Below are 19,670 nucleotides of genomic sequence, written 5' to 3'. Positions count from 1 at the left end.
AATATAAAAATCCTTAAATAATAATTGATTAGGTGAAGCAATGAAGAAAACAATCATGGGTGCAATGGTGGCGTTAACCATGTTCAGTGGGCAGGCTCTAGCTGCGGGAGATGCTGCAGCAGGTCAAGCAAAGTCGGGAGTATGCGCGGCGTGTCATGGCGCTGATGGTATTGCTGTCATTCCGGGTTACCCAAATCTGAAAGGGCAAAATGAGCAATATATTATCAGTTCAATTAAAGCTTATAAAAACAAAGAGCGAACAGGTGGGCTTGCTGCTGTGATGCAAGCTCAAGCTTCATTGTTGTCTGATGAAGATATCGCTAACCTAGCGGCTTACTACGCAAGTTTGAAGTAAACGCGAGTCTGAAAAAGCCTGGACGATTGGGCATTGAGCAGTCCTCATTGGGTTTTATCAACTCACGATATTCGCTATGTTAATTTGCTCAGCCTGGATTTTCGCTGGTGGATCAGAGACAAACATTGAATGTTGCGAAACGCTAAACGATAATAAGCGCAATCGATTGAAGCTTAAGGGATGAACATGAAAAAAATTGAAGCGATTATCAAGCCATTTAAACTGGATGATGTTCGAGAAGCGCTAGCTGAAGTTGGCATTACAGGGATGACTGTCTCTGAAGTGAAAGGTTTTGGTCGTCAAAAAGGTCACACAGAGCTTTACCGTGGTGCAGAGTATATGGTGGACTTTCTACCTAAAGTGAAGCTCGAAATCGTTGTAACGGAAGATGTGGCTGATAAATGCGTAGAGACAATCATTGAAACCGCGCAAACTGGTAAGATTGGTGATGGTAAAATATTCGTCACTGATATTGAGCGTGTGGTTCGTATTCGTACTGGTGAAGAAGACGAAGACGCGATCTAAGGTTTCTTGTCACCTGTTTCGTATTTATTATGCTAAAAGGGAGCCAAGTGGCTCCTTTTTTGTTGTTTGCTTATTAGTGAAATCATTTAACCCGAGATTGGTTGTTCTAGATTTCGGGTGCCTACATTCAGGTTTGTCGTATGTTTAAGCGTTTTTTTCTGGCGTTAGCTTTTCTCGTAATGACGGTATTGGTTGGCTTCCAGGTTATTTTCACCGTACCAGATCAGCCGCAAATTATTACTCAAACAGGTACCGAGCTGACACAAGATATTAGGTGCATCGAATTTAGCGATTCAAAAGCTCTCGATCATGACGGCAAAATCAATGTGCTTGTCTGGAATATCTACAAACAGAACCGGGCTAACTGGCAACGTGCACTCGATGAGTTTTCTGCTGATAAGCAGCTGCTGTTATTGCAAGAAGCCAGCATGACACCATCATTTAAACAGTGGTTGGTGGATGGTCGCTGGGTTAGTAATCAAGTGAGTGCTTTTAAGGCGCTGGGTAGCGGTGCCGGTGTAATTAGTATTGCTCAAGGGCAACCAGAAAAAGCCTGCGCTTACACCTCTAAAGAGCCGTGGCTTCGCTTACCTAAGTCTGCATTATATAGCCAGTATCACTTGAGTAATGGCGAGAAACTCGCAGTGGTGAATGTACATGCAATTAACTTCACCGTGGGCACAAAAGAGTATGTATCTCAGTTAACGGCGCTTGAAATGCTTTTAAAGCATCATGTGGGGCCAATTCTATTTGCTGGAGACTTCAATAGCTGGAGTGAATCTCGCGTTAATGCGATGAGGCAGGCCTTAAAGGCTGCGGACTTACAAGAGGTGACGTTCTTGCCGGATCATCGAGTCCAATTTATAACAGGGTTACCACTGGACCATGTGTTTTACCGAGGTCTGACGCTTAAGTACGCAAAAGCACCGCAGAGCGACGCTTCCGATCATAACCCATTGTTATTGTCATTTACGTTAAATAACTAGCTTAGGTTACCACAATATAAAGTGCCCAAATAACGTAGAAGAATACCCATGGCAGGCTTGCAATCACCAAAGCTTGGCCACGTTCAAACTCCGTCCACGTCAGTACAACGCCGTAGCCGAGCACAATGTACCAAGGCAGAAGCAAAGGTAACGAGCTAGCGAAATGAGACCATTCGTTAGTAAGAGGCAGCTTTAATAGACCATTGAGGCTATTTAAATCGGCAGCGTAAGTCATTACCTGACCATGCTTGAGTAGCAAGCTCGCGTAGCTTGCTACATCGCCCAATACTGCTGGGAATAAGATAGCACACGATGCGGCAAACCATTTCCAGTAACCGTATTGTTGTTTGCTTGCCTTTGTTGCAAGAAAGAACCAAAGCGCGAGCAATATTAAGGTGGCAAAGCGGTTGAATACATCATTGATGATCGCGCTTGCCATTAGCGTGTTTGGTTCTAATAGCTCAATCTGCTTCGGGTCGATTTGCTGAAATTGCGCAGCAAGTTGGTCACTGAGCCACGTGAAATCGACATTCGAAAAGTAAGCACCCCAGAATAAAAACGGACTAAGCATCAGGAAGATGAACGGTTGCCATCCCCATCCACCGCGTTGATAAAGCGCGAGAAAACAAGATGTTGGAGAACGAAAAATGTCCAACAGCATCACAAGTGGATTGCTTGATGGGTTCATACACTTACCTTCGTTACGTCAACGTACAACTTAAGCTTTTGACCTGGTTGTAAGTATTTTTTCTTGTGTAGCGAGTTCCATTTCACGATGTCGTTCGTTTTTACTTTGAACTTGCTTGCAATGCCGCTAATGGTGTCGCCAGAGCGAACGTTGTAGAAAACGGTACGGATCACAGAACCTTTGTCTGAGTCCTTCCAAATCACTAGCTTTTGACCCACACGCAATGGATCTTTAGGGCCCATACCATTCCATTTAGCTAACGATTTATACGACACTTTATTGTTACGTGCGATTGACCACAAACTTTCTCCAGACTGAACGACATGGGTGAGCTTGAGTTGACCACGAGCACGAGATTGAGTCTTGTTTAATCGGTTTTGTGCCGTTAATGCATATTTTGCATCGTCTTTTGTTGATGTCGGAATCAATAGGTATTGACCAATACGAATGTTGTTATTCGATAGGCCGTTGGCACGTCGAATGACTTTCGTGGTTGTGCCGTATTTATTAGCTAGCACGCTTAAAGAGTCACCAGATTTCACCTTGTAGCGAGCGACCTTCATCCCTTTACCGCGATTTTTCTCCACCTTGGTGAGAAAAGTCTCTTTTTTCTCTACGGGAATCAAAAGTTGGTGCGGCCCCTCAGGCGCTGTCGACCACTGGTTGTATGCTGGGTTGTAACTCTGCAACTCTTTTACGCTAATGCCGGCATAATCTGCGGCAATAGCCAGATCTAACTGCTCTTCTGGATCAACAAGCGTTAGAACAGGCTTGTTTGGAATTGCAGGAATATTAAGTCCGTACTTGTCTTGGTTTGCGATAACGTCAGCCAAGGCCAATAGCTTAGGAACGTAACTGCTGGTCTCTTTTGGTAAGTCTAATGAGAAGAAATCGATAGGTTTACCGAGCTTTTTATTCTTACGAATTGCGCTAGAAACTCGGCCTCCACCGCTGTTATAAGCGGCGATTGCATGTTCCCAGTTACCATCAAAACGCTCGTTTAGTTGTACTAGGTAGTCCAGCGCTGCATCCGTTGCTGCTGCCACATCTCTGCGACCGTCATACCAGTAGTTTTGCTCTAGTCCCATCATTTTTCCGGTGCCAGGGACAAATTGCCACAACCCAGCCGCGCTACCATGTGAGTAGGCAAAGGCATCGAATGAACTTTCCACTACAGGAAGTAAAGCTAGCTCCATTGGGAGTCCGCGCTCTTCGATACGTTTTGTGATCATGTATAGAAAAGGAGTCGCACGCTTAGATACCGTGTAAAGGTGATTTGGGTGCTTTAAATACCACGTACGGTAGTAGTCCACTTTCTTGTGGTTTGGGATATCCATGTCCAGCTGCATGGCGATACGTTGCCACACATCTTCTTGTTCTTGGGGGGAGAGAACTTTAGGCGCGTCGTTAGCGGATTTTTTTGCTAGTGACGATTTATTGCCCGGTTGAGCTTTTACTGCATTTTGCTTTGCAGTCTGCTCAGATTTATTGGTTTCTGGTGTAGAAGACGTTGAATCTGACTGAGTCAATTGACAGCCAGATAATAACAACGCCAACGCCCAAGTATACTTCAAACGCATGGATTCAGCCTATTTAGGGCCTGTTTATCTTCACCTGCCTGTCGCGCAACGTAATGTGCGTGGCAGTCGCAAGATAATAGACATCTTTTAAACACTAACTAATTTATAGAGGCAAAGAGCTTCTAATTATGCAATGGGGAGAAATTCAAATAGATTTATATCAACCCCAAACGTAAGAGAAGCGCCAGTGGCGCTTCTCGAAAAATCAGTCCCTGATAATACTGGGGTCTTGCAAACTTACAAGCAGAAAATGGTTAAAATTCGTTCTTCCACTCGCGTAAAGCAGTAAAAACCGAGCATGGATCGCTATTTTTAATGCGACTAGCAACAGATTGAACCACGTCAGGGTTAGAGGTTCGCAAGAACGGATTAATCCACTTTTCTTTGCGTATTGTTGTTGGAAGTGTCGGAATGTTGAGTGCTCGCAGTCGGTTTACATCGTCGCGATATTGGCGAAGTTGCTCATTGTCAGGTTCAACCGCTAGAGCAAACGCCACGTTACTCGCGGTGTATTCATGCGCGCAGAAGACTTGAGTTTCTTCTGGTAGAGACGTTAGTTTGCTCAGTGATTCAAACATTTGCTCAGGCGTACCTTCAAAAATACGACCGCAGCCAGCAGAAAAGAGCACATCACCGCAAAACAGTTTTCCGTCCCCAACGTAACCGATATGGCCCAAAGTATGGCCGGGTAACCCAAGTACTAAGAAAATCTCACCAAACAACTCCAGCTTGTCGCCTTCTTCCATTGGTGTCGTTAGGGTTGGAATTGGCTCTGATTTTGGGCCCACAACGGCGACGTCAGGAAATGCACGCACTAAGTCTGGAACGCCACCAATGTGATCGTTGTGGTGGTGCGTAATTAAAATCGCTTCTAAAGTTAATTCGTTAGCCTGCAGAAATTCTAATACTGGCTTCGCATCGCCCGGATCAACGACTGCGCAGCGCTTATCGCTATTTTGTATCAGCCAGATGTAATTATCATTAAATGCGGGTATGCTTTTGATCTCTAACACGATTCGTTCTCCGTCACCCATTTTAGTCAGGTGGTTAATGAAACCAGCACTCAGCAACAAAACTATACCACACCCGTCGACTTGGTCAGCAATGAACAACGGTCCGTGGGTGCTTGAGTCAATCCAGACCCGACTTGATGAATGGTGCCCGAAACTCTTCGGCTACCATATGCTCAAACTGGGCGGGTTGAGCTGTGAGCTAACCAGCTGTAATTGTAACATTCAACACCAAGTCAACGTAGATATCCAGAACCCGTTGCATAATGTGATTGCAGATGGTTACGAATTACCCTTTTTGGAAAAAAGCTTTGATGTTGTGATACTCGCTCATCAGCTCGACTATGCAAGCGATCCACACCGTTTGTTGCGTGAAGTCGATAGAGTGATGATGGATGATGGCTATGTAATTATTACTGGATTCAACCCATTAAGCTTGACTGGATTAGCGAGTTTGCTTCCATGGCGTAAACATAATTTGCCTTGGAGTGGACGAATGTTTACGTCGAACCGCATCAAAGATTGGTTAGGGTTACTTAATTATCAAGTGATTCATTGTGATCGTTATGCGCTGTTTCCGATGAAACGTTACCGTACGATGTGGACATGGTTGGAAAATAGTCTTGGTGATTGGGCATCACCCGCTGGGAGTTTGTATTACATAGTCGCGCGGAAACGGACATACCCTCTCAAGCCTATCAAACCGCATTGGCGCTTGAAGAAAAAGCTCACACCACTTGGGGTGATGAGTCGAGAGGGTAACACTATGAGGAAAGAATCTCGCTAAGAGGGTTGGTAACCTGTATCTTCCTCAGTTGGGTTTTCTGCAGCAGTCCGGGCTAGCTCATCACACATTTCGTTCTCACGATGGCCCGCGTGGCCTTTTACCCAATGCCATTCAACTTGATGGCGTGCGGTTTCTTTGTCTAGAGCTTGCCATAAATCGGCATTCTTCACGGGTTTTTTATCCGCTGTTTTCCAACCACGCTTCTTCCAGTTATGGATCCACTGAGTAATACCTTGGCGCACATATTGGCTGTCAGTCGTTAAAGTGACTTTACAAGGTTGTTTTAACGTCTGTAGCGCGACGACAGCCGCCAACATTTCCATGCGGTTGTTGGTAGTTAACGTATAGCCTTTGGAAAGTGTCTTTTCTACGTCTTTGTAACGCAATACTATGCCGTAACCACCTGGTCCTGGGTTACCTAAACAAGAACCGTCAGTGAAAATCTCAACGTGTTTGGTCATATTTTTTGGTACTATTAGCCGAAACATTTAATAAAGCATAGTCTGACATACATAACCTTATGAATACCAGCAGCAATTCTGAATATAACCGCATTGTCGTTCTCGATACCGAAACCACAGGTATGAACCGCGAGGGTGGTCCTCACTACATGGGACACCGCATTATTGAAATCGGTGCCGTGGAGATCATCAACCGTAAGCTGACTGGTCGTCACTTCCACGTTTATTTAAAACCCGATCGTGAAATCCAACCAGAAGCGGTTGAAGTTCACGGTATTACGGATGAATTCTTGGTTGATAAACCGGAATACGCGAGCGTGCACCAAGAGTTTCTTGAGTTTATTAAAGGCGCAGAACTTGTTGCCCACAACGCGCCCTTCGATACCGGCTTTATGGATTACGAGTTTGGCATGCTCGATCCTAACATCGGCAAAACGGACGACTACTGCAAGGTGACCGATACCCTTGCTATGGCGAAGAAAATCTTCCCTGGTAAGCGAAACAACCTTGATATCTTATGTGAACGTTACGGTATTGATAACTCGCACCGTACACTCCACGGAGCTTTGCTCGATGCGGAGATTCTAGCCGACGTTTACCTCTTTATGACGGGTGGTCAAACGAGTCTAGAATTTAACGCGAATAAACAAGAGGGTGGGGTAGAAACCATTCGTCGTATTGAAGGAAGAAAAGCGCTAAAGGTTTTGCGCGCAAGTGCCGATGAACTAGAAGCTCACCAAAAAAGATTAGAGTTGGTGAACGACTGTATTTGGCATCAATAGGAGAAGCTATGTTGAGGGCTTTGTTGGTCGCGTTTTTAGCGATATGGAGTAGTCTCTCGAGTGCTGCGAGTGAATCTACAATGTCTTTGTTAGACAATCGCTTTCGAGTTGATCCAACCATCGAGCAGATCACGTTTTTGGTTTATCGTGAGCAAAGTTCTCAGCCAGTTGTTTTAGTCCGTCCTGACGGTAAAAAATACTATGCTTGGGGCTCTTACGACAATGTACGTTGGTATCAAGAAGCCTCACTCGATATTATTTCCGTTGATAACCCGATGCCAGGTCCATGGCAGGCTGTGGGGAAAGTTACGCCTAAAAATAACATCCGCTTAATTTCTCACCTAAAGCTCAGTACGGACCTGTTCCCAAACCGATTATATAATGGGGAAGCGCTTAAGTTTACAGCTCGCCTGACCTCCGACGGCAAACCTCTTGTACTGCGCGACTTCCTTGATCGCGTGAATCTGCGCGTGACATTTACCAAGTTTGTCGAAAATGAAGATGAGCTGATCAAAGAAGCACGTCCAGTGCCGATGGTTGTGGGTGAGTTTTCTGATGACGGCCGAGGCTTGGATGAAAAAGCAGGGGATGGAGTGTTCACGGTTCAGCTCCCAATAGACGTTGAGCCTGGTAAGTACCGTGCGCGCATCACGTCTGGCAATGGCGTATTCTTACGAGCGCAAGAGCAAGTCATCTTGGTTTATCCGAACCCAATCTCTCGTACTTTTATTCAGGCTCGTAATCCCGATAAGCCACACCAATTAGTGGTGAGTGGCGAGCAAGGTATGATTGCACCAGGCTCTATTGCAGTCACAGTGAAAAAGGACGCTCCCGATGGTTTCATTAGTTACAGCCAAGGACAGGTCTCTAAAGATGGAATGAGAGTTACGTTGAACCTCAATAACGATGCTGAGCTTGGTAAGTACGCATGGCGCGGCGAGATCTTTGCCACTGATTTTGCAACTCAGCGCTCGTTGGTGTTTCCTATCCCAGAGCAAACCTTCAGTGTTGTTGATGAAGTTGATCTAGAAGCTGCTCGAATTGCAAAAGAAGCTGAATTAGCCGAACAGCGCCGTATTGAAATGGAAAAGCAAATTATCGCTGAGCGAGAGGCTGAGCGTAAGCGCAGCATGATTATTATCGCGGTGGGTAATTTGATAATGCTGCTGATTGTGATCATTGCATGGATAGTCTGGCGCAAAATTAAAGCGAAGCGCGATGCCATGCCAGAGATGCAATTAGAAGTACCAAAGAAATAGTAGTAACACATAAAGCGAGAAACGGAGCCAATCGGCTCCGTTTTTTCAGTTTAAGTTTGAGACAGAGTTTGATGCTTCTCATGGTCATTAATCATTTTATTTTAAAGTAACACCATGATTTAACGTTGATTAATCATAATAAAGCTCGCATGATACTGTTTACGTTTCGACTTGATTTTAGTGCGTATCGACGGAGTGAGTTATGACAATTGGAGAGTTAGGACTAGAACATTTACCACGACAAAAGGCCTTGGTTGAGTCAGCTTATGATGCCTTTTGTTCTGAAAAAGACGTTGTTGCCGCGGTATTGCTTGGCTCCTTGTCATCAGGACAAGGTGACCGTATTTCGGACGCTGATGTTGTTGTATTTACTCAAAACAACTTCCATAAAGCCTCAGAGCCTTGCTTTACCCAGTTTGAAGCTAATAAAGATATTTTTTATCGCCTTGAGGGAGAGCACAACGAAAATGCGTGTTTCAAAAAATACATTTTTAATGACCTAACCAGTGCAGAGATTCATTGTTTAGATCTCTGTGAGCCCTTCAAACTTTCTAAGCCATTTAAGACTTTATTTGATAAAGCTGATGTGATTGGGGGCATGGTTACTGATGAACCTGCGCCAAAGCATGAAGATTTCCCAGTTTATACCAGTGGTGATCAAGGCCTGATCTGGGAACTCTTTGATTGTATTAAGTGGTTGAGCAGAGATAACCATGAGCTTGCTAAGTCCTATTTGAAAAAACTCTCTGAGAAACTCTAATTTGAGAGTCATCTCCGTTCCTCCTACTGAAGTTAGCTAGGCGGTTAGGTTATGAAATACAAAAAGCGTCAGAAGTATAAATACACTCTCCATTCTGAAGAAAAGGTTGAGACTCAAATTTCAGTGAGTAACGCGTATGACAGCCCTTTTCTTAGTTTGTCCAAACAAGGCGTGTTAACGATTAAAAAGGGCTATGCATGGGATGGAGCGAGTGGGCCAGCGTTAGACACAAAAAACATTATGAAAGCTTCTTTAGTGCATGATGCTCTTTACCAACTCATGAGGGAAGAGGTGTTGCCACAAAGTGCTCGAAAGCATGCGGATACGTTGTTGAGAGAAACATGTTTAGAAAAAGGAATGTCTAGCTTCAGAGCAACTTATATCTATTATGGCGTCAGAGTTGTCGGTGGCTTCTTTTCTAGACCTGATACTTTGTGTGCTTAATGGGAACATCTTTCCAACGTTTAACTGTTTATTTATACAGTTTAGTTATGTAAGCTCCAAGGTGATACAAAGGAGTAGTACATAATGACAATAAGATATGAAGAGCATGTGCCAAGCCCGAAAGAATACTGTGATATGCGTGTCAAAGCCGGGCTATCACCCAAATCGTTGAAAGCTGCTGAAATTGGTCTACCCAATTCGTTATATGGCGTATCTGTTCGGGATGAAGGAAAGCTCATTGCAATGGGTCGGGTTGTTGGTGACGGGGCGTGTAACTTCGAAATTGTCGACGTTGCCGTTGATTCTGATTATCAAGGCAACGGTTTAGGTAGAAAAGTCATGGAATACATCGACGGTTATCTTTCATCTGTTGCACTTGAAGGCTCTTACGTTTCTATGATTGCTGATGAACCGGTCTTTTACGAAAAGCTTGGTTATAGGCTGGTGGCTCCTAAAAGCCAAGGGATGACAAAAAAGTTTAAGCCAAAGGCGTAACACGTATTCAGCTGTGAAGATAAGCACTAGAAAACAGGAGTTTAATTTCCTGTTTTCTATATTAAATTTGTATTTAAGCCACTTCTGGAATTGGTTTGGGTGGCTGCTCTAAATCAGGCTCTTTTTGAACAGTAGGAATTTGTCCCTCACCCACAGCACTGATGTAACAGCCACTAAGTTTAATGGCAAGGTACATATCAGCTCGCAGTAAAATGCCTCCTTCACTGGTGCTGATACCAGTAAGCTCACACCATTGACGAAGACGTCGTTTCCTTCCTGCGAGGATTAAGCGTACACCTCTCTTTTTCAAAGTATTGTTAATATCTGCCAGTGTTGCCATCACACTGAGATCCAAGTGAGTAAAGCTCGATACGGCGTCGATGACAACGCAACTTGCGTCTTTGTGATGCTCTGCCTGCTCTAACACTCTACGTTTAAAGTAAGGAGCATTGAAGTAAGTTAGCGGTGAGTTAAAGCGGTAAATCACCATTCCAGGAATAGGCGAAGCTTTTCCTGAGTCGTCGATGGTCCGAATGGTACCTTTTTCATCCAAGCCAAGTAGCTGATCACTCGGTCGCATGACGATCCGTAAAAATTGAAACAGCCCTAGCAATACCGCCAAAGTGATCCCCGGTATTACACCCACGATCAACACAGAAATAAAAGTAATGATGGCCAGATAAAATGCATCTTTGTCACGAGATTTTAATTTCCAAATTGCTTTAAGATCGAGCAGCGATAGGGACGCAATGATCAATACAACACCAAGTGAAGCGATAGGGATGAACTGCAAAGGCTCGTAAATAAATACCGCAATAATGGCAATGGTGATTGCGGCGACAATCGAAACTAATTGAGATTTACCGCCATTTGCATCATTGACGGCTGTGCGTGAGTCAGCGCCGCTTATCGCGAAACCTTGCGAAAACGCTGAGGCAATGTTGGCAAAACCCAACGCCTGAAACTCTTTATTAGCATCAATATCATAACCGTTTTTAGCAGCGAAACTGCGGGCGGTGAGCATCATGCTAACAAAACTGACAATCGCAAGGTTGAGCGCCGGGACCACTAGTTCACGGACTTCACCTAGCTCAAACTCCGGTGTTTGAAACTGAGGGAAGCCACCTTGAGTGAGTCCGACAACCGATACGCCCATCTTTTGTAAATGGAAAAACCAAACTGACGCAGTAGTTACGAGGATCGCCAGCATGGCAGCAGGCCAAGTTGGTCGGTAGCGTTTGGTGAGCAAATAAACGACAACTGTCACGATACTCAGAGTTACAGTAGGCCAATGAAGATCGGTTAATCGTTGTGGAGCTTCCCATAAACGTTCCAGTAAATAACGTTGCTCGTATTTCAAACCGACTACTTTCGCAAACTGACCAACGATAATTGTGAGAGCAACACCGTTGAGTAGACCCAAAAGAATCGGACGAGAAAGGAAATCTGCAAACACCCCTAGCTTGAAACGACTTGCCAGTACACACCAAATCCCCGTCATCGCTGTCATGGTCATAACCAACTGCCAATGTTTTGTGGGGTCACCTGCGGCAAGTGGTGTCACAACAGCAGCAATCACTGCACAGGTTGCTGCATCGGGTCCGACAATGAGTTGTCGAGATGTGCCCATCATGGCGTAAACCAACATTGGCAGTACACACGAATACAGACCGACAATTGCGGATACACCAGTTAACTGTGCATAAGCTATGGCAACTGGCAGTGCAACCGCGACAACAGACAAGGCGGCTCTGAAGTCGTTAACAAACCATTCTTTTTGATAATGCTTAAGCTGAACAAGCCCTGGGAACCACTGTGCGAGTAATATTTTAGCCAACGGATTTACCATATATGTGAGTGAGTTACTTAAAGTATACACCGCTTAGTTGGAACGTCTGTGAGTTAGTTATCACTGGAAATCGGGGGAAAGATTGGAGTGCGTGGCTTTTATTGCGATTGCGCAGGGGCTTCGTGGTGTGAGGTGTTATGAATGCGATTCTGGAAGCAATAAAAAACGGGAGCTGATACTCCCGTTTGTGGTCTCAGATTCTAGAGTTACGCGACACTATCCATCTGAGGGTATAGCGGCTTTGCGGCAAGCAGTTCCGGCTCAAAATCGTCAACGTTGATTGTATCTAGACGATGCTGTTCCGCTTCTCTGAGTAGATCGGCTTCTTCTTGCGTGATAAAGCCTTGCTCTAGCCCTTCCTGAGCAATCATATCCAAACGTAAGAATGGGCGACGCTTACCCTGCGCTTTACATACTTTGTCAAACACAGGCTCAGCTTGAAGAATGACTGATAGTGCAAGTTCAATCTTACCTGCTGCGTTGTGCTCGGTTGGTTCAAGGTATTGACCGCGACCAATGCGTGATCGCGTTGCACTTGGCGTTTGTAGAATGCGCGCCACTTTACTGTCTAGTTTATCGCTTGGTGCTTTGCGTACGCGACCAAATGGCATGATTAATACGCGTAGCGCACGGCCAATTACTTTGTTCGGGAAGTTTGCTAAGAATTCATCTACTGCCACTTCCGCTTGTTTCAAACTGTCTTGTAGACCCCAGTGTACTAATGGTAAATCTTCGACTGGACGGCCATCTTGCTCAAAACGTTTCAACGTCGCAGAGCTCAAATATAGCTGGCTTAGAATGTCACCAAGACGTGCTGATAGACGCTCTTTACGCTTCAAAGAGCCACCTAGCACTGCCATTGAGATATCCGATAGCAGAGCAAGGTTTGCACTGTAACGGTTCAATTGTTGGTAGTAACGCTTGGTTGCATCTTTGGTTGGTGATGAAGAGCCCAGACCGTCGCTCAAACCAAACCAGATACTGCGCACTAGGTTACTCATTGTAAAGCTCACGTGACCAGCAAGCGCTTTATCAAATTTCTCGACAGCATTACTTGCTTCAGAATACGCCGCGTTCATTTCTTCAAGAACGTACGGATGGCAACGGATTGCGCCTTGGCCAAAGATGATCATTGAGCGTGTTAGAATGTTAGCACCCTCAACCGTTACCGCGATTGGCGCACCTTGGTAACCACGAGCTAGGAAGTTAGAAGGTCCCATACAGATACCTTTACCGCCTACGATGTCCATTGCATCGATGATGCTTTGCTGGCCGCGGTGCGTACAGTGATACTTCACGATAGCTGAGATTACTGATGGCTTTTCACCTAAGTCGATACCCGCAACGGTTAAGTTGCTTGCTGCATCCATCACGTAAGCATTACCACCCAAGCGTGCTAATGGTTCTTCAACTCCTTCCATATGGCCGATCGGCTGTTTGAATTGACGGCGAATACGTGAGTAAGCACCGGTTGCCATTGCCGCAGTTTTGATGCCACCTGTTGAGTTTGAAGGTAGCGTGATACCACGTCCAACCGACAGACACTCAACCAGCATACGCCAACCTTGGCCCGCCATTTTTTCGCCACCGATAATGAAATCGATAGGAACAAAGATGTCTTTACCGCGCGTTGGACCATTTTGGAATGGCACATTGAGTGGGAAGTGTCGGTTACCAATCTCAACACCTTTGACATCAGTTGGGATAAGCGCACAAGTGATGCCAAGATCTTCTTTGTCGCCTAGCAAACCTTCAGGATCGCGAAGTTTGAATGCTAAGCCTAGTACCGTTGCGACTGGCGCTAGGGTGATGTAGCGCTTGTTCCAAGTCAGGCGCATACCCAGTACTTCTTTTCCTTCCCATTCGCCTTTACAGACCACACCGTAATCTGGAATAGATCCAGCGTCAGAACCCGCTTCTGGACTTGTTAGGGCGAAACAAGGGATTTCCTTACCTTCAGCTAGGCGCGGTAAGTAATGATTTTTCTGATCTTCAGTACCGTAGTGTTGCAGTAACTCACCAGGGCCTAAAGAGTTAGGAACACCAACGGTAGACGATAGAACGCCAGAAACACCCGTTAATTTTTGTAGTACCAAAGATTGCGCGTATGCTGAGAATTCTAGACCACCGTACTTTTTCTTAATGATCATGGCGAAGAACTTATGATCTTTCAGGTATTGCCAAACTTCTGGCGGTAAGTCCGCGAGTTCATGGGTCACTTGGAAATCACTCACCATGGCGCACACTTCATTCACAGGGCCGTCTAAAAAGGCTTGTTCTTCCGCACTTAACTTAGGTGCTTGAATCGCGTGTAGCTTTTGCCACTCTGGTTTGCCTTTAAATAGTTCGGCTTCCCACCAGACGGTACCTGCGTCTAACGCTTCTTTTTCGGTTTGAGACATAGCTGGCAGCACTTTCTTGAAAAGCACTAACGCTTTGCGGCTAATTAAAGACTGACGTACGCCAGGAACCGCGAGCACAGCTGCGGCGAGAACGTAAATAGCCCAACCAATAACGCCGACAGTACCAGCTACTGTAAGAGCCAGCATGGCTGCGGTGAGTAAGCTAATAGATTTCACGAGAGACATGCGGTGGTAGAGCGTAATGCCTAGCACGATCGCCATCGTGATGATTGAGAGCAAGATGTCCATATGTATTTTCCTTTTCAGACTTTATAAGTTTTGTACGTCTGTATGTTAGGTAAGAGGTCTAACCAGTTGGTTTAAGTGTAATCAAAATATTAAGGAAATGTAAAACATAAGATTGGATAAAAAGTGATCTAAGTAGAGTTAAAATTCTAAAGTTGAGATTTGAGTGATGGTTTCATGAGCAAGTTGACAAGTTTATTACCATCACTAATCTAAATCTGTTGGTTCACTATCGACACTAATTCTCGTTTGTGGGTAAACTCAGAGTAATCAAACCCGAGTTCAGGTTTATGAAATGTCCGATACCAAATTGGTATCAGAACAATTTGCTCAGTGAGTCTAGAGCTGACTGAAGCCGAAATAATAAAGAGAACGTCTTATGTACCATGATCTGATTAGAAGTGAATTAAACGAAGCTGCTGAAGTGCTCAACAAATTTTTAAGCGATGACCATAACATTGCGCAAATCGAAGCAGCGGCGAAAATGATTGCTGACTCATTCAAGCAAGATGGTAAAGTATTGTCATGTGGTAACGGTGGTTCTCACTGTGATTCAATGCACTTTGCCGAAGAGCTAACAGGCCGTTACCGAGAAAATCGTCCTGGCTATGCTGGTATTGCTATTTCAGATCCAAGCCACCTTTCTTGTGTGAGTAATGACTTTGGTTATGACTTCGTGTTTTCACGTTATGTAGAAGCGGTTGGTCGAAAAGGTGACGTACTGTTTGGTCTGTCGACTTCAGGTAACTCAGGTAACATCCTGAAAGCGATTGAAGCAGCACAAGCGAAAGGCATGAAGACGATTGCGCTAACAGGTAAAGATGGCGGCAAAATGGCAGGCCTTGCAGATATTGAAATCCGCGTGCCACACTTTGGTTATGCAGACCGCATTCAGGAAATTCATATTAAGATTATTCATATCATCATTCAGTTGATCGAAAAAGAGATGGAATAATCGTTTACGGCCACCGTTTCGAGCTGTGTTGTTAGGGAGTTTTTTTAAACCATGTGTGAATTGCTCGGTATGAGCGCTAATGCTCCAACGGATATTTGTTTCAGTTTTACTGGGCTCATGCAGCGTGGAGGTCGAACCGGCCCACACCGTGACGGATGGGGGATCACCTTCTACGAAGGGAAGGGCTTTCGAACCTTCAAAGATCCCAAGCCAAGTTGTGAGTCTAAAATAGCAGAGTTGGTACAAAATTATCCCATCAAAAGTCGTGCGGTCGTTAGTCATATCCGACAGGCGAATCGTGGTGGTGTTAATTTAGAAAATACTCATCCCTTTACACGTGAGCTGTGGGGTAGGTATTGGACGTTTGCGCATAACGGTCAGCTCTCTGGCTATCAAGACTTGCATACAGGTCGACATCGACCTGTCGGTGAAACAGATAGTGAACTGGCATTTTGCTGGTTATTGAAGCAAATGGAAGATCGATATCCTGAGCCACCAAAGGATATGGAGTCGGTATTTTTATATGTTGCTAAATGTTGTGATGAGCTAAGAGAGAAGGGTGTATTTAACATGCTTCTGAGTGATGGTGAGTATGTAATGACGTATTGCACCAATCATTTGTATTGGATCACAAGACGCGCACCGTTTGGAAAAGCTGCTTTGCTTGATGAAGATGTGGAAATTAACTTCCAAGAAGAAACCACGCCACATGACATCGTTTCTGTGATCGCAACTCAACCTTTGACGGGCAACGAAGCTTGGCAGCGTATGAAACCTGGCGAATACGGCTTGTTTCACCTAGGTGAACTAGTCAAAAATAATGCCTCTGAACTGGTAAATGTGCCGTTTTCGGCGGCTAAGCCGGGCAATCAAGCGCCAACCGAACCGTTAGAGTGATGGTCTCTTACTCTGAATATAAAAATAAAGCTCGCTTAATCGCGAGCTTTATTTTTATGCGTTTTAAACCGAGGGCGGATACGGATGAGCATTCTTACTTTCTAGAGTGCTGGTAGTAGAGTCCTAGTCTCGCTAAGGCTTGCTGTAAAGACGTAACTGATAGAAATTTCTCATAAAACACCTCGTCAGTCTGAACGGTGAAGAACGAACCAGATTCAGAATCTACTTTCCGAGTGTTATGTTACTCAAGTGGTTATGGGATTTTTTAGAATGTTGGGTTTTAGGTTTCTAGTCTCACCATGGTTTTCTTGAATCAAGTTTATAAGTATTAAAACAACCAAGAGCAGCCCTCAGGCTGCTCTTTTGTGCCTGGAGTTTATTATTCAGGGCTACTCATCTGAGGCGTACCCATGTACGCCAAGCTCTGCGCCATCTAAATAGGCTTTACCATCCTTCATGATCAACCGCTCGTCTACCAGCCACTTAGCCACCATAGGGTAGATTCGGTGCTCCTGCGCCTGAACACGTGCCGCAAGTACACTAGCATCATCGTCTTCGAACACAGGAACTTTTGCTTGCAGTATGACAGGGCCACCATCAAGCTCTTCCGTTACAAAGTGCACACTCGTACCATGTTCTTTATCGCCAGCATCAATTGCTCTCTGGTGTGTGTGTAGCCCAGGATATTTTGGTAGAAGAGAAGGGTGGATATTGATCATCTTACCCATGTAATGAGAAACAAATGCGCTGCTCAGAATGCGCATGTAACCAGCAAGAATAATCACGTCTGGTTGGTATTCATCTATTTGACTCATTAGCTCTGCATCAAAGCTTTCACGCGAGCTGAATGCTTTAGGGTCGACAAAGTGACCGTCCACATCAAACTTTTTTGCACGTTCTAAACCAAAAGCATCTGCTTTGTTAGAGAACACGGCTGCCACTCGTGCGTTTGGCATGCTGTCTTCGCAAGCTTCCAAGATAGCTTGCAGGTTACTTCCGTTACCCGAGATGAGGACCACAATGTTTTTTAGGGTATGGTTTTTCATGATGTCGAGAGCGCCTTGGTATTGTAGGTTGGAGTTATGTAGCTTCTAAACTACCTACTAATAGAATGGTTTTTAGTGTTCTAGATAGCAAAATGAGGACCTAGTCATCTAGTGTCCTCATTCTTCTTATCTTTTGAGCTCGATTTGCAAATTATTGGATTTCAACTTGCTCTTCGTTCGCGTCTGCTTGTGCGATTTGACCAATCACCCACGCGTTTTCGCCTTCTTCTTTAAGAAGAGCAACTGCTGCATCTGCCTGGTCTTTCGGTAGTGCGACGATTAGACCTACACCACAGTTGAATGTGCGGTACATTTCGTGTGTGTCGACGTTGCCTTTCTCTTGTAGCCACTTGAAGATAACTGGCCATTCCCAACTGTTACCATCGATAACTGCTTTCGTGCCTTCAGGCAGTACGCGTGGGATGTTTTCCCAGAAACCACCACCAGTGATATGAGAAATCGCATGGATGTCGTGTTTCTCAATCATCTTAAGTGCTGACTTGATGTAAATTTTTGTTGGTTCTAGTAGGTGCTCACCAATAGTGCGGCCTGCTAGCTCTTCGCTCTTATCTGCACCAGATACTTCTAGGATCTTACGGATAAGGGAGTAACCGTTTGAGTGTGGGCCGCTTGAACCAACAGCGATAAGTGCATCACCAGCAGCGACTTTCGTGCCGTCAATCACGTCTTCTTTTTCTACTACGCCAACACAGAAACCAGCTACGTCGTAGTCTTCGCCTTCATACATGCCAGGCATCTCCGCAGTTTCGCCACCAATTAGGGCACAACCTGCTTGAACACACCCTTCTGCGATACCTGAAACAACATCCGCTGCGGTATCAACGTCTAGTTTGCCTGTTGCGTAGTAATCTAGGAAAAACAGTGGCTCTGCGCCTTGCACGATAAGATCATTTACACACATTGCCACTAGGTCGATGCCAATCGTGTCGTGCTTGTTCATATCCAGTGCTAGGCGAAGTTTTGTGCCAACGCCATCAGTACCAGAAACCAGTACAGGTTGTTTGTATTTAGTTGGCAATTCGCATAGCGCGCCAAAACCACCGATACCACCCATAACTTCAGGGCGACGAGTACGTTTTACCGCACCCTTAATACGATCCACAAGCGCGTTGCCTGCATCAATATCTACACCAGCGTCTTTATAGCTAAGAGAAGAGTTGTTACCACTCACAGGGAAGTCCTCGGTATTAAGTTGGATATGAAAACGGCGCTATTCTAACAGTGCTTAAACATAGATAGCAAACGTTTGCGTCTGTTTTTTTCTTTAGTGATTTATCCTGATATCCCTGTGAAAATCATGTATAATCTGAAGGTTTGTTTAAATATTGCCAACTATAGCCGGAGATGGACATGAAAGTTGTTGAAGTAAAGCACCCTCTAGTAAAACATAAAATTGGTCTAATGAGAGAAGGTGACATCAGCACAAAACGTTTTCGTGAGTTAGCGACTGAGGTCGGTAGCCTACTTACTTACGAAGCAACGTCAGACTTTGAAACAGAAAAAGTGACCATTGATGGTTGGAACGGTCCGGTAGAAGTAGACCAGATTAAAGGTAAAAAAGTAACCGTAGTGCCAATCCTACGTGCAGGTCTAGGCATGATGGATGGAGTTCTTGAGCACATGCCAAGCGCACGTATCAGTGTTGTGGGTATTTACCGTGATGAAGAAACGCTTGAGCCAGTTCCTTACTTCAACAAGCTTGCTTCAAACATCGAGGAGCGTATTGCGCTTGTTGTTGACCCAATGCTTGCAACAGGTGGTTCTATGATTGCTACGATCGATCTCCTAAAAGAGAAAGGTTGTAACCAAATCAAAGTGCTGGTACTTGTTGCTGCACCAGAAGGTATTGAAGCGCTAGAAAAAGCACACCCAGATGTTGAGCTATACACTGCGGCAATCGATGAGAAGCTTAATGACAAAGGCTACATCGTTCCGGGTCTAGGCGATGCTGGTGATAAGATCTTCGGTACTAAGTAATTCTTTGATGTATTACTATGACTGAACAGAAAAAGGCTTGGTGAAAACCAAGCCTTTTTTGTATCTACTGTGCCGTCCTAAATAAGGTTGACACTTTCCACCCCCAAAATTGGAGAGTGTTATGAAATCAAAAACTAAAAGAACT

At 44.9% G+C, this 19,670-nt stretch carries 20 protein-coding genes; 12 read left to right on the top strand and 8 right to left on the bottom strand.

All coding sequences use genetic code 11. The annotated features are described in order from the left end of the window. Nucleotides 1-40: 40 nt before the first annotated feature. From R8O11_RS20125 to R8O11_RS20115, 3 genes are all read left to right on the top strand, one after another. Nucleotides 41-355, top strand: coding sequence for a c-type cytochrome (locus R8O11_RS20125; protein ID WP_017636043.1), 315 nt, complete (start codon nucleotides 41-43; stop codon nucleotides 353-355). A gap of 186 nt (nucleotides 356-541) precedes the next feature. Further along, nucleotides 542-880, top strand: a complete 339-nt coding sequence (gene glnB, locus R8O11_RS20120; RefSeq protein WP_005380372.1) for a nitrogen regulatory protein P-II — start codon at nucleotides 542-544, stop codon at nucleotides 878-880. A 140-nt stretch (nucleotides 881-1,020) separates the two neighbouring features. After that, complete coding sequence (locus tag R8O11_RS20115; protein WP_171344489.1) at nucleotides 1,021-1,866, top strand: endonuclease/exonuclease/phosphatase family protein; 846 nt, start codon at nucleotides 1,021-1,023, stop codon at nucleotides 1,864-1,866. 1 nt (nucleotide 1,867) lies between these two features. Here the strand turns inward: R8O11_RS20115 and R8O11_RS20110 are convergent, their stop codons facing one another. From R8O11_RS20110 to gloB, 3 genes are all read right to left on the bottom strand, one after another. Further along, nucleotides 1,868-2,554 (bottom strand): YIP1 family protein, encoded by a 687-nt coding sequence (locus R8O11_RS20110; protein WP_033905504.1) that lies wholly within the window; start codon nucleotides 2,552-2,554, stop codon nucleotides 1,868-1,870. Next, on the bottom strand, nucleotides 2,551-4,134 hold the full coding sequence (locus R8O11_RS20105) for a LysM peptidoglycan-binding domain-containing protein (RefSeq protein ID WP_017820746.1): 1,584 nt from the start codon (nucleotides 4,132-4,134) through the stop codon (nucleotides 2,551-2,553). The genes R8O11_RS20110 and R8O11_RS20105 overlap by 4 nt, the downstream gene beginning before the upstream one ends. 254 nt (nucleotides 4,135-4,388) lie before the next feature. Continuing rightward, nucleotides 4,389-5,147: a hydroxyacylglutathione hydrolase gene (gene gloB, locus R8O11_RS20100; RefSeq protein WP_017636045.1), complete on the bottom strand. Its 759-nt coding sequence runs from the start codon at nucleotides 5,145-5,147 to the stop codon at nucleotides 4,389-4,391. Nucleotides 5,148-5,184: 37 nt separating this feature from the next. On the opposite strand from gloB, the gene R8O11_RS20095 reads away from it, so the two are divergent. Next, nucleotides 5,185-5,931 (top strand): class I SAM-dependent methyltransferase, encoded by a 747-nt coding sequence (locus R8O11_RS20095; RefSeq protein WP_318194391.1) that lies wholly within the window; start codon nucleotides 5,185-5,187, stop codon nucleotides 5,929-5,931. On the opposite strand, the gene rnhA is transcribed toward R8O11_RS20095, so the two are convergent. Further along, entirely contained in the window at nucleotides 5,928-6,392 is a 465-nt protein-coding gene (gene rnhA, locus R8O11_RS20090) for a ribonuclease HI (protein ID WP_005380384.1), read from the bottom strand. The two genes, R8O11_RS20095 and rnhA, sit on opposite strands and share 4 nt — an antisense overlap. Before the next feature lie 59 nt (nucleotides 6,393-6,451). On the opposite strand from rnhA, the gene dnaQ reads away from it, so the two are divergent. The 5 genes from dnaQ (at nucleotide 6,452) to R8O11_RS20065 (ending at nucleotide 10,132) form a co-directional block, all read left to right on the top strand. Then, nucleotides 6,452-7,174 carry a DNA polymerase III subunit epsilon gene (gene dnaQ / locus R8O11_RS20085; RefSeq protein WP_005380385.1) on the top strand — a complete coding sequence of 241 codons (723 nt, stop codon included), beginning with the start codon at nucleotides 6,452-6,454 and terminating at the stop codon, nucleotides 7,172-7,174. Nucleotides 7,175-7,182: 8 nt separating this feature from the next. After that, nucleotides 7,183-8,433: a TIGR03503 family protein gene (locus R8O11_RS20080; RefSeq protein WP_025768253.1), complete on the top strand. Its 1,251-nt coding sequence runs from the start codon at nucleotides 7,183-7,185 to the stop codon at nucleotides 8,431-8,433. Nucleotides 8,434-8,635: 202 nt separating this feature from the next. After that, nucleotides 8,636-9,193 carry a nucleotidyltransferase domain-containing protein gene (locus tag R8O11_RS20075; RefSeq protein WP_053304069.1) on the top strand — a complete coding sequence of 186 codons (558 nt, stop codon included), beginning with the start codon at nucleotides 8,636-8,638 and terminating at the stop codon, nucleotides 9,191-9,193. A 51-nt stretch (nucleotides 9,194-9,244) separates the two neighbouring features. Next, a complete protein-coding gene (locus tag R8O11_RS20070; RefSeq protein WP_203346022.1) occupies nucleotides 9,245-9,637 on the top strand; it encodes a DUF1353 domain-containing protein in 393 nt (130 codons plus the stop codon). 84 nt (nucleotides 9,638-9,721) lie between these two features. Continuing rightward, the gene (locus tag R8O11_RS20065; RefSeq protein ID WP_017633770.1) at nucleotides 9,722-10,132 is read left to right on the top strand and encodes a GNAT family N-acetyltransferase; all 411 of its coding nucleotides are present in this window, start codon (nucleotides 9,722-9,724) and stop codon (nucleotides 10,130-10,132) included. A gap of 73 nt (nucleotides 10,133-10,205) precedes the next feature. On the opposite strand, the gene R8O11_RS20060 is transcribed toward R8O11_RS20065, so the two are convergent. Both R8O11_RS20060 and fadE read right to left on the bottom strand, forming a co-directional pair. Then, on the bottom strand, nucleotides 10,206-11,981 hold the full coding sequence (locus R8O11_RS20060; RefSeq protein WP_136976118.1) for a SulP family inorganic anion transporter: 1,776 nt from the start codon (nucleotides 11,979-11,981) through the stop codon (nucleotides 10,206-10,208). Nucleotides 11,982-12,187: 206 nt separating this feature from the next. Next, a complete protein-coding gene (gene fadE, locus R8O11_RS20055; protein WP_005385392.1) occupies nucleotides 12,188-14,632 on the bottom strand; it encodes an acyl-CoA dehydrogenase FadE in 2,445 nt (814 codons plus the stop codon). 376 nt (nucleotides 14,633-15,008) lie between these two features. Here fadE and lpcA point away from each other — a divergent pair, with 376 nt between their 5' ends. Next, nucleotides 15,009-15,584 (top strand): D-sedoheptulose 7-phosphate isomerase, encoded by a 576-nt coding sequence (gene lpcA / locus R8O11_RS20050; protein ID WP_005380392.1) that lies wholly within the window; start codon nucleotides 15,009-15,011, stop codon nucleotides 15,582-15,584. Nucleotides 15,585-15,635: 51 nt separating this feature from the next. After that, nucleotides 15,636-16,481, top strand: a complete 846-nt coding sequence (locus tag R8O11_RS20045) for a class II glutamine amidotransferase (protein ID WP_318194390.1) — start codon at nucleotides 15,636-15,638, stop codon at nucleotides 16,479-16,481. Nucleotides 16,482-16,870: 389 nt separating this feature from the next. On the opposite strand, the gene purN is transcribed toward R8O11_RS20045, so the two are convergent. Continuing rightward, nucleotides 16,871-17,527 carry a phosphoribosylglycinamide formyltransferase gene (gene purN, locus R8O11_RS20040; protein WP_005394347.1) on the bottom strand — a complete coding sequence of 219 codons (657 nt, stop codon included), beginning with the start codon at nucleotides 17,525-17,527 and terminating at the stop codon, nucleotides 16,871-16,873. 151 nt (nucleotides 17,528-17,678) lie between these two features. Further along, the gene (gene purM, locus R8O11_RS20035; protein WP_005389861.1) at nucleotides 17,679-18,719 is read right to left on the bottom strand and encodes a phosphoribosylformylglycinamidine cyclo-ligase; all 1,041 of its coding nucleotides are present in this window, start codon (nucleotides 18,717-18,719) and stop codon (nucleotides 17,679-17,681) included. Between the two features lie 179 nt (nucleotides 18,720-18,898). Here purM and upp point away from each other — a divergent pair, with 179 nt between their 5' ends. After that, the gene (gene upp / locus R8O11_RS20030; RefSeq protein WP_005380401.1) at nucleotides 18,899-19,525 is read left to right on the top strand and encodes a uracil phosphoribosyltransferase; all 627 of its coding nucleotides are present in this window, start codon (nucleotides 18,899-18,901) and stop codon (nucleotides 19,523-19,525) included. Nucleotides 19,526-19,670 lie beyond the last annotated feature (145 nt).

It is taken from the genome of Vibrio sp. 1288, assembly GCF_033344475.1.
Note: the sequence above shows the minus strand (reverse complement) of the source record. Positions and strands in the feature narration are given on the sequence as shown.